We start from the raw sequence: 9366 nt of genomic DNA, 5'->3' as shown, positions 1-9366 counted from the left end.
TTCTCTATTCTCTATTCTCTCTCCTTCCTACAGGCGGGAATCTAAAGCCTATCGGCGGGGAACGAAAAGTGCAATTAATTATGTTTTATGTTCACCTACTTATATGAGGTATTGGTGCGTTACGCTTCGCTAACACACCCTACCGATAGCATTCGTAATTCCTATATTATACAACTGGAGATGGATAATATGGATAGTAACTGGTATTGGCAGAAATGTCTAACTGATAGTCGGACTGATCGAGTTCGGTAAAGATTCTCACATAATAATTACCGCTGCTCAAGGTGCCACTAAATGATGTTCTTGCCCCGGTATAATCATTGGGTGCTCCACTTAATCCACTTGCCCCAGTGATGAATAATTCATCGGTGGCAAGTTGGCCATCGTTATTGCGATCGATGTACATTTCCATGCCCAAAGAACTGCCGCTTAGAGTTAAGTTAAATTGGCTGTAATTTTTGACCACAAATCGGTAGTAATCATTGGGGTCACTATTGCCCACCGATTCATTTAAACTCATATTAAAATTATTGACCGCCATGTCAATGGAAGCGTTCAAGACATCCCCAGTGTCAGTTCCTACCGGATCAAAAGATGGTAATTCCGTATTAGGGGCGATCGGTAAAGACCCCGGAGGTGAGGTATTAGCGGGATACATTGGGGTAATCATCGGTGGGAGGATATAATCATCAACACCTAGTGTTTCTAATTCGGGAGTTATTGCCAGAGAATTATCAACACCTAATCTGCCTTCATTTAAGCCGAAATCCTGGAAATGTTGAAACAGTTGTTCTGAGGTAAAATTGGCTAAATCAGCATTATTCGCTTTGTAGAAACTTAGATCCAAAACATCAGAAAATTTCCGCCCTTCTTTTACGCCAAATTCTTGAAGATGATCGAAAAGTTGTCGGTTGGTAGTTAAGCCAGCCGCCGCTAAATCCGGGTTATTGGCTCGATAAATATCCAGATTCACAATTCGGGAGAATTGCCGATTTTCATTCAGCCCGAAGTTTAGAAAATGTTCCAACGCTTGCTCATCGTTAAATTGCTGCAAGTCTGAGTTAACGGAACGGTAGTAATTAGCATCAAATAGGTTAACTGTCATAGTTTTCTTCCTATTGTAATAATTGTTAATTATTTGCCACTAAATATCGAGAATTTGATCGACTTTATTTTTTATACAAATTACCTCAAAATTTACCGGTTTTTTAAAAGCAACAATATTAAATAACAGGTAAATTTTGGTAATTTATTTATTCACAAAATCTTGCGAATAAATAATATTTATTGATATAAACATTATTTAATTTTGGCATTTTTTCCGGGAAACCTACAGGTTGTACTGTGGCATTTTTCTGATGTAAATTGGAATTTGCATATCTTTGGGCAAGATAGACGAGTAAAGCGAGTAATTGTTCGCTTTTTTTCTATAACCAAAACCGGAGAGGGTCATCCCTGTAAACGCCCTTAGATTGTGCGATTCTGGTGGCGATCGCTCTTATAGCCCTGGTCAGAGTTATGAAGTACAAAAAAACCTGTCGTTCCCGCGCCGGGACAAATCCAGAAAACCGCTGTACTTCATTCGGATCCCGAATCGATCTTATTTTACCTAGGGCGATAATTTTTTTGAACGTTTTGCTGAACCTTTTGCTGAACATTTTATTAACATTTTGTGAATATTTTGTGAATATTTTGTGAATATTTTGTGAACAGTGATATAGTTAACCCACATCGGTTCTAGTGGGAAGTCAGCCACTAGAGGTAACGGGGAAAGTCTGGTGCAAATCCAGCGCTGTCCCGCAACTGTGATGAGGTGCTATGTCTCTAAGTCAGGATGCCCGCCGAATGGACGTAGCAGCAATGTTGTTTATTCATCTGCGAGGTACAGATGCAGCAATTTGAGCGGATCGTTGACTTTACGATCCAGAATTATTTTTTCTTGGCTGTACCTCCTTTTAGTTTTTCTACACAGGAGGATCGGCGATGCGAAAACATGAACGAATCTTGACCCTGGGGGCAATGGCTGGGTTGAGTGCTTTTTTGGTGTTCGGTTCTACACCCCCAGCCCAAGCTATGCATATTATGGAAGGGTTTTTGCCGGTAAAATGGGCAATTTTTTGGTGGGTTGTGGCTTTACCGTTTTTTGTTTTAGGGGTGCGATCGCTGACTCGCATTACGCAAGAAAACCCGGAGTTAAAACTGTTAATCGCTTTATCTGGGGCGTTTAGTTTTGTGCTTTCTGCCTTAAAAATTCCCTCGGTGACGGGGAGTTGTTCCCACCCTACGGGGACGGGTTTGGGGGCGGTGTTGTTTGGCCCGCAAGTGATGACGGTTTTGGGCAGTTTGGTGCTGATATTTCAGGCGGTTTTATTGGCACATGGGGGGATTACGACTTTGGGGGCAAATGCTTTTTCAATGGCGATCGCTGGCCCTTGGGTGGCTTATGGGGTTTATCGTTTAATTCTCTCCACCGGCAGAATTAAGGTGGCAATTTTTCTGGCGGCAATGTTGGGCAATTTTGTCACTTATTTAATCACATCGATTCAATTAGCGTTAGCTTTTCCTGCCGCTACGGGTGGAATTTGGCTGTCGTTTTTAAAGTTTGCGGGTATTTTTGCGGTGACTCAAGTTCCCCTGGCTATTAGCGAAGGGTTATTGACGGTTTTGGTTTGGAATTGGCTGCAAGCTTATGCGACGGAAGAATTGCAAACCCTTAAACTATTGCGATCGCACAGTTAATCGCTAAAATTACCCATTAAAAAGGGGGTTTGGGGGTATCAATCCCTCAGTAAACGAGCAAAAAATCATCAGCAAAAGGATAATTCAGTAAGTATGCAAACGTCACAAAAAGAAAATTGGTGGTTAGTTGCCGCCGTTATTTTATTAGCGATCGCCCCTCTAATTTTCGTCCGAGGAGAATATGGTGGGGCAGACGGGGAAGCGCAAGAGGCGATCGCTGAAATTCAGCCTAATTATCAACCTTGGTTTAATCCTATTTTAGAATTACCCAGCCAGGAAATAGAAAGTCTTTTGTTTGTTTCCCAAGGGGCGATCGCTGCGGGAACTCTGGGCTATATTATTGGCCTTTATAAAGGTCGCACAGAAAAGGCGAATCAAAAAGCGAATCAAAAAGCGAATCAAAAAGATTGATTTTTGTTATTTGTTGTTATTTCTGATTATATCCTAATAACTAGACCTCTTGCAAAATAAATATTTCGACCCCCCAACCCCCCTTTTTAAGGGGGGCTTTTAGGAATTTTGCAATAGGTCTAATAATAACAACCAACGAACAACAAAAAAATGCACCATCAAATTGATTCTCTGGTTTATCAAAATCGACTGCGATCGCTGCCCCCAGAACATAAACTCATATTTGCGATCGCTTTATTTTGCCTCAGTTATGTGGCACCAATTGGGGTACAAATTTTGGTGACGGTCTGGCTGGGGATTTGGATTGTGGGTTATGCCCGAATTCCGATAAAAATATATGGAGAACTATTATTAATTCCGCTAAGTTTTTGGCTGGTCAGCGTTCCCGCTTTAGTGATTAGTGGAGTTGGCTTAGAAGATATTTCTCTGGTACAGGCAGATATTTGGCAAGGAATTAAAATCGGTTCATTTTATCTATATTTTAGTCAACAAGGAATTGACCAAGCTAGGGAGTTATTCCCAAGAGCGATCGCATTAACTTCTTGTTTATATTTTGTTTTAATAACTATTCCGTTTGCGGATATCTTGCGAATTTTAAAATCTTGCGGTTGTCCGACTATAATTATAGAATTACTGGCTTTAATGTATCGGTTTATTTTTGTGTTAACTGCCACTGCTAACGAAATTTTAACCGCCCAATCAGCGCGAATGGGTTATGGTAATTGGCGACTGGAAATGCGGAGTTTAGCCTTAATTGCCAGTCAATTGTTACGGCGATCGCTGGAAAATTATCGGCAAATATCGATGGGTTTGGAGTCGCGGGGGTTTCGGGGAGAATTGCGGTTTTGGCATGGGCGAAGGTATCAAGCAAATTGGCGATATATTATGGAAGCTTTGGCGGGTTATTTATTGTTATTAGTTGGGACAGGGTGGCATTATGCTCATGGAATTTGACCAAGTAGAATATACTTATCCCTGTACTCAACAGCCGACGATTAAAAATTTATCTTTGGGCATTCCTCAAGGGCGATGCTGTGCTTTAATTGGGCGAAATGGTTGCGGTAAAACTACCTTATTTCGGTTGGCAAATGGGTTGTATCGTCCCCAAAAAGGGACGATTCGCTGGCAAGGAAAGCCGTTAAAATACGATCGCAGTTCTTTAAACCAATTGCGGCAAGCAGTGGGTTTAGTTTTCCAAGACCCAGAACAACAATTAGTCGGGGCAACGGTGGCAGAAGATTTATCTTATGGGTTGTGTAATTTAGGATTGTCGGACAGTGAAGTGGGCGATCGGGTGATCCAAGGATTGCGGGATTTTGACTTAATGGATTTAGCGGATAGTCCGGTAAATTATCTGAGTTTAGGACAAAAAAAACGGGTTTCTATTGCTGATGTGATGGTATTAAAACCCCAACTATTATTATTAGATGAACCCACCGCTTATTTAGATCCACCGCAAACCCGGAATTTATTAGCTACTTTGGAAAAAATTAGCGCCACTGGTACAACCATTCTCATTGCTACCCACGATTTAGATTTTGTTTATGCTTGGGCTGATTGGTTATTTGTGATGGATCGCGGGCAATTAATCTTAGAAGGAACCCCAGAAACTGTCTTTAGTAAGCGGGAAATCATTGAAGGTTTAGAATTTAGTTTACCTCGCGCTGTTGAGTTTCTGGAAATGGTGACAGAGTTATTTGATGGGGATGAGAATAAGCTGGAAATAATTGCTCAAAAAATCCAGCAACGTTTTCGGGCTTAGGGATTTTTTGCTCTTTGTGTTCTTTGTGTCTTTGTGGTGAATAATTTGATTTTTAACCACAGAGACACAGAGGACACGGAGAGGAAAGAAGAGAAGCGATATGCGATCGCACCCCAGAAAGAAACTCGGTTTCTGGGTTATAATTAAGGTAAAATAATAGAGAGTACAAATATGCGAAACAAAACTGACAAAACAATGGGCAAAGTTTTCACTACTTTAACCATTATTAACCGGGCTGACGAATCTGCTGCAAAACGAGGATTTATTCCTGAAGAACAAATTCGTTTTGTCACCCTAAAAGATGTCCTAGTTGACACAGGAGCAACCACTCTTTGTCTACCTCCTAATATTATTGAGCAACTTGGACTTGAACTGCTCAAAGAAGTGGATGTTGCCACCGCTACGGGATTCAGTACCGCTCGCATTTTTCAGGATGCTAAAATTTCTCTATTCGGACGTGAAGGAACTTTTGAATGTTTAGAATTGCCCGGAGGACGCGATCCATTATTGGGAGTAATTCCCCTGGAAGCTTTAGGACTGGAACCGGATTTACAAAATCAAACTTTAAAGGTTTTACCAGAAAAATCTATGGATACTTATTTAACGATTTTTTAGCGGCAAATACCCAGGGAAAAGAAACCGGGTTTCTGTGGTGGATATTACAGCAATTTTCTCCGCGAGTAAACCACAAATTTTTGTAGGGGCGAAGCATGACCGCAGACAAATTATTGCTGAAAATATTAATCCAAATACCGGAATGCTTCGCCCGATCGTGGTTTAGTAAGAAAGAAAACCGCTGTAGGGTTATGGTTATTTCAAGTAAGATTGATAAAATCATATAGGGGCGCAAGCATTGCGCCCCTACAGCAAATAAATTTATGTTGTAGGGGCGCAATGCTTGCGCCCCCAAGATGAATTTTTGTAAATGGTATTATAATGGACCGGGTTGATTAACCGGGGGAGGTGGCGCAGGTTTAGGGGTAAAATAGCGATAAACTCCCAGAATTGCGGCGCTGCCTAAACCTAATGCTAAAATAGTCGCGGGAATTAATACGATTAAATTCGGTTTTTTAGACGGTTTGCCGCTTGATGTAGCAGGCTTTATAGAAACTTTAGTGGGAGTTAGGGCAGATAATAATTCACTGGCTGTTTGATAGCGTTTTGTGGCATCTATATCAATCATTCTATTTAAAATTGCCGCAAATTCATCACTGACTGAAGCGGGTTTAGTCCAGATAATTTGTGAGGTTTTTGGATCGGTTTGGGTGGGGATACTGCCAGTTAAGGCTTGAATTCCTAGGATGCCTAGGGCATAAATATCACTAGCTAATGTTGGACGGCCTTCTGCTTGTTCTTTCGGCGTATATCCAGCACTACCAATGCCAACTGTGTAGGGATTGGGATTTTGAGGATTTTGAGGATTGGAAATGGCGGTAAAGATTTGTTTGACTGCGCCAAAATCAATTAAATAAATTTGATTGTCGCTTTTGCGGCGAATTAAATTAGCGGGTTTGATGTCGCGATGAATAATATTTTGATCGTGGACAAAGCTTAAGGGCTTTAAGATATCCATTAACAGTTGTTTCACCTGGTCTGCACTCATGGGGCTTTGATTGAGTTCGGCGGTTAAAGTGTCTCCTTCGATGTATTCTTGGACTAAGTAAAATTCTTGGTTTTCTTCAAAGCGATCGAACAATTGGGGAATTTGTGGATGCCCTTTTTCCAACATATTTAGTACATCGCTTTCGGTTTGGAATAAGCGTCTGGCAACCTGTAACACTCCGGGGTCTTGGGATTGGGGTTGTAGTTTTTTCACTACTCTGATTTTATCCAAGTTGATATCTTGGGCAAGGTAGGTTTGGCCAAAGCCACCCCGACTTAGTTCTTCTAAGAGTTTGTAACGGTTTTGTAATAAATTTCCAATCATTTTTCAATCATTATGAGGGAGGAATAAGTGGGTGAGATAGGTGAATGAATTGCCAACTCCGCCTAACAGCTAGAACCTGTCCCCGCGTGGGGGTCGGATAAATCCGACTAATTCAACTAAAATTAATGCTTTTCAGGTAAGAGTTGCAGTTGGTTTCAACTGAGATATTGCACCAGTGGCAACAACCGGCGGGGATTAAAATCCCCTGAGATATTGCACCAGTGGCCACAACCGGCGGGGATTAAAATCCCCGCCTAACATATCAAGTCGGTTGAAACCGACTGAAATGCTTTTAATACAAGGATCAAGAGTCGGTTTTAACCGACTGTAGGGGTCAACGGCCGTTGACCCCTACAGCCAGGGATTTTAATCCCCGGCGGTCGTTGCAACTGGTGCAAGATTTCGGTTTTAACCGACTTGCGCTATCAGCCCGGAGATTTTAATCCCTGGCGGGGATTAGGTGTTGTCAATTGGTCTGTATTATTGACCTTTATTCTGACATAAAAAATCCGTGATTCCCTCGTGGTCAAACTAATTACTATCTCGCTAAAATAATAAGAAATTCCTCAGTGAGAGTGAACCATGAACCCTCAATACTTTTGGCAGTTGGCGCCAAAGCTGGCCACTACTTTTGCCCTTTCAGCGTTGATGGCTTGTTCAAATACTTCAACGACTACTAGCCCCACGACTACTCCCACGACTCCTCCTCCGACAACTGAAACAAACTCTGCTAACCCGTCAGAAAAAACCGAGTTTCTCTGTGTGCAGGATGCCCAAGATGGCTGGGTGACAGTGGCCCAACGCAATAATTTAAGAACCATCAAGCCTTTGCTGGTTTGGCAGACTACGGAATTTGGCGAGAATTGGACACCGGAAAAACGCTGCAATCATGTCACTGAGAAACTCAATATAGCGGTGGCAAACAATGGCGGGTATTTGACTAACCTGGCTTTAAGGTACGGACTTGTTGATAACTATACGGTGATTTGTGTGGCGATTTCGCCAGAAACCTGCACGGCGAATAATATGCTGTTTACTTTGAGAGAGGAAAATGCCCAAAAGCCTCAAGAAGTGCTGGCTAAAATTGCTGGTTTTGCCAAAAACCAGGGGTCAGATAATACGATTATTGAAAAAGGAGATCGTCAATATCTGTTGTTAGAGGATTTGTTGAATGGCGCTTTTTCTAGTGAGACCCGTTTGTAGGCTGTAGGGGCGATTCGCGAATCGCCTTTACAGAGGGGTGAGGGAGCATCTCATATTTGTAAATCCGATTTTTTGGCTGTAGGGGCAAAGCATTCGGGCAGTTAATTATCGGTTGGAACAATTAAGGTAACTACCCGAATGCTTTGCCCTTACAAATATGGGTTTACCCGGTGTAAGGTGCCAGAATTTTCAGCTAGGTGGTGAGGAGTGATTCCGATGATGAGTTGGCGTTGGCAAAAGGTCGGGCTGCTGTTGGGGTGGCTGGTAATTAGCGGATTGGGTGGTTGTTCCTTGGGCAAAAGTGAGGAAAAAATCGCCAAAAAAGCTAAGGAATTTACGGTGATTATTGATGGCTGCGGTGCGGGGTCGGGGGCAATTATTAAGCGAGAAGGAAATACTTATTCGGTGTTGACTGCCTATCATGTGGTGGAGAAAAGTTGGACTTGTTTAATTTTTACCTCAGACCAAGAAAGCTATCAGGTGAGAGGGAATACGATTACTCAACCTGTGCCAGAGGTGGATTTAGGGGTGTTGACTTTTACCAGTGACAAAAGTTACCCAGTGGCGAAATTGGGAAATTCGGAAAAGATGGTGGAAGCAACTAGCGTTCTTGTGGTGGGTGCTCCTGGGATTATTGGAAGAATTAAGACTCGGACTCTGTTGTTTAATTGGGGCAAAATTATTGGGAGAGTACCGCAACCCAAGGATGGTTATAGTTTAATTTATGATGCGAATACTGAACCAGGAATGAGTGGCGGACCGGTGCTCAATAACCGAGGGGAAATTGTCGGGGTTCATGGACAAGGAGACCGGGATGAAAATAATATTAAAACTGGGTGGAATTTAGGGATTCCGATTCAGATATTTCTCAACCCGGAAAGTTACGTCAGTGTGAAGCAACAGGAAGAGAAAACTGCCAATGATTATTATAATCAAGGAGTAACAAATTATGACTTAAAAAAATATGATTTAGCGATCGCTGATTACAACCAGGCGATCGCACTGGATCCGAACTATGCTGCGGCTTACAATGGTCGGGGTAATGCCTACAAAGAATTAAAAAAATATGAATTAGCGATCGCTGATTTCAACCAGGCGATCGCACTGGATCAGAACTATGCTTCGGCTTACGTTGGTCGGGGTCTTGCCTACTATGACTTAAAAAAATATGATTTAGCGATCGCTGATTACACCGAATCTTTGCGCCTAAATAATTCTGAACCTTGGCTAGTCCATAATAATCGGGGTCTTGCCTACTATTACTTAAAAAAATATGAATTAGCGATCGCTGATTACAACAAGGCGATCGCACTGGATCCGAACT

10 protein-coding genes and 1 riboswitch are annotated in these 9366 nt (G+C 42.1%); of the genes, 8 read left to right on the top strand and 2 right to left on the bottom strand.

Annotated elements, in window-relative coordinates; genetic code table 11:
- Positions 1 to 166 precede the first annotated feature (166 nt).
- The gene (locus tag AM228_RS14675) at positions 167 to 1105 is read right to left on the bottom strand and encodes a hypothetical protein (RefSeq protein WP_054466849.1); all 939 of its coding nucleotides are present in this window, start codon (positions 1103 to 1105) and stop codon (positions 167 to 169) included.
- A gap of 610 nt (positions 1106 to 1715) precedes the next feature.
- Positions 1716 to 1861, top strand: a riboswitch (cobalamin riboswitch).
- A gap of 122 nt (positions 1862 to 1983) precedes the next feature.
- Here AM228_RS14675 and AM228_RS14665 point away from each other — a divergent pair.
- The 6 genes from AM228_RS14665 to AM228_RS36215 all read left to right on the top strand — a co-directional run bounded on the left by AM228_RS14665 (position 1984) and on the right by AM228_RS36215 (position 5693).
- The gene (locus AM228_RS14665) at positions 1984 to 2739 is read left to right on the top strand and encodes an energy-coupling factor ABC transporter permease (RefSeq protein ID WP_054466847.1); all 756 of its coding nucleotides are present in this window, start codon (positions 1984 to 1986) and stop codon (positions 2737 to 2739) included.
- A 93-nt stretch (positions 2740 to 2832) separates the two neighbouring features.
- Entirely contained in the window at positions 2833 to 3150 is a 318-nt protein-coding gene (locus AM228_RS14660) for an energy-coupling factor ABC transporter substrate-binding protein (RefSeq protein WP_054466846.1), read from the top strand.
- Between the two features lie 150 nt (positions 3151 to 3300).
- Positions 3301 to 4104, top strand: a complete 804-nt coding sequence (gene cbiQ, locus AM228_RS14655; protein WP_054466845.1) for a cobalt ECF transporter T component CbiQ — start codon at positions 3301 to 3303, stop codon at positions 4102 to 4104.
- A complete protein-coding gene (locus AM228_RS14650) occupies positions 4088 to 4912 on the top strand; it encodes an energy-coupling factor ABC transporter ATP-binding protein (protein WP_054466844.1) in 825 nt (274 codons plus the stop codon). Before cbiQ ends, AM228_RS14650 begins: the two co-directional genes overlap by 17 nt.
- 171 nt (positions 4913 to 5083) lie before the next feature.
- Positions 5084 to 5527 carry an aspartyl protease family protein gene (locus AM228_RS14645; protein ID WP_054466843.1) on the top strand — a complete coding sequence of 148 codons (444 nt, stop codon included), beginning with the start codon at positions 5084 to 5086 and terminating at the stop codon, positions 5525 to 5527.
- 37 nt (positions 5528 to 5564) lie between these two features.
- Positions 5565 to 5693 (top strand): hypothetical protein, encoded by a 129-nt coding sequence (locus tag AM228_RS36215; protein WP_255353204.1) that lies wholly within the window; start codon positions 5565 to 5567, stop codon positions 5691 to 5693.
- A gap of 150 nt (positions 5694 to 5843) precedes the next feature.
- On the opposite strand, the gene AM228_RS14640 is transcribed toward AM228_RS36215, so the two are convergent.
- A complete protein-coding gene (locus AM228_RS14640) occupies positions 5844 to 6839 on the bottom strand; it encodes a serine/threonine-protein kinase (RefSeq protein WP_054466842.1) in 996 nt (331 codons plus the stop codon).
- 582 nt (positions 6840 to 7421) lie between these two features.
- Here AM228_RS14640 and AM228_RS14635 point away from each other — a divergent pair.
- Both AM228_RS14635 and AM228_RS14630 read left to right on the top strand, forming a co-directional pair.
- Positions 7422 to 8042 (top strand): COP23 domain-containing protein, encoded by a 621-nt coding sequence (locus AM228_RS14635; protein ID WP_054466841.1) that lies wholly within the window; start codon positions 7422 to 7424, stop codon positions 8040 to 8042.
- Positions 8043 to 8258: 216 nt separating this feature from the next.
- Positions 8259 to 9366: tetratricopeptide repeat-containing serine protease family protein (locus AM228_RS14630; protein WP_156331800.1), on the top strand; the 1108-nt coding region annotated here is incomplete at its 3' end.

This window comes from Planktothricoides sp. SR001, from assembly GCF_001276715.1.
GTDB classification, from domain to species: domain Bacteria; phylum Cyanobacteriota; class Cyanobacteriia; order Cyanobacteriales; family Laspinemataceae; genus Planktothricoides; species Planktothricoides raciborskii.
Note: the sequence above shows the minus strand (reverse complement) of the source record. Positions and strands in the feature narration are given on the sequence as shown.

What these genes read in the sequence shown, in the direction of transcription:
- AM228_RS14675 (WP_054466849.1), bottom strand. Translation starts at nt 1,105, where the DNA reads ATGACAGTTAACCTATTTGATGCTAATTACTACCGTTCCGTTAACTCA.
- AM228_RS14665 (WP_054466847.1), top strand. Translation starts at nt 1,984, where the DNA reads ATGCGAAAACATGAACGAATCTTGACCCTGGGGGCAATGGCTGGGTTG.
- AM228_RS14660 (WP_054466846.1), top strand. Translation starts at nt 2,833, where the DNA reads ATGCAAACGTCACAAAAAGAAAATTGGTGGTTAGTTGCCGCCGTTATT.
- cbiQ (WP_054466845.1), top strand. Translation starts at nt 3,301, where the DNA reads ATGCACCATCAAATTGATTCTCTGGTTTATCAAAATCGACTGCGATCG.
- AM228_RS14650 (WP_054466844.1), top strand. Translation starts at nt 4,088, where the DNA reads ATGCTCATGGAATTTGACCAAGTAGAATATACTTATCCCTGTACTCAA.
- AM228_RS14645 (WP_054466843.1), top strand. Translation starts at nt 5,084, where the DNA reads ATGCGAAACAAAACTGACAAAACAATGGGCAAAGTTTTCACTACTTTA.
- AM228_RS14640 (WP_054466842.1), bottom strand. Translation starts at nt 6,839, where the DNA reads ATGATTGGAAATTTATTACAAAACCGTTACAAACTCTTAGAAGAACTA.
- AM228_RS14635 (WP_054466841.1), top strand. Translation starts at nt 7,422, where the DNA reads ATGAACCCTCAATACTTTTGGCAGTTGGCGCCAAAGCTGGCCACTACT.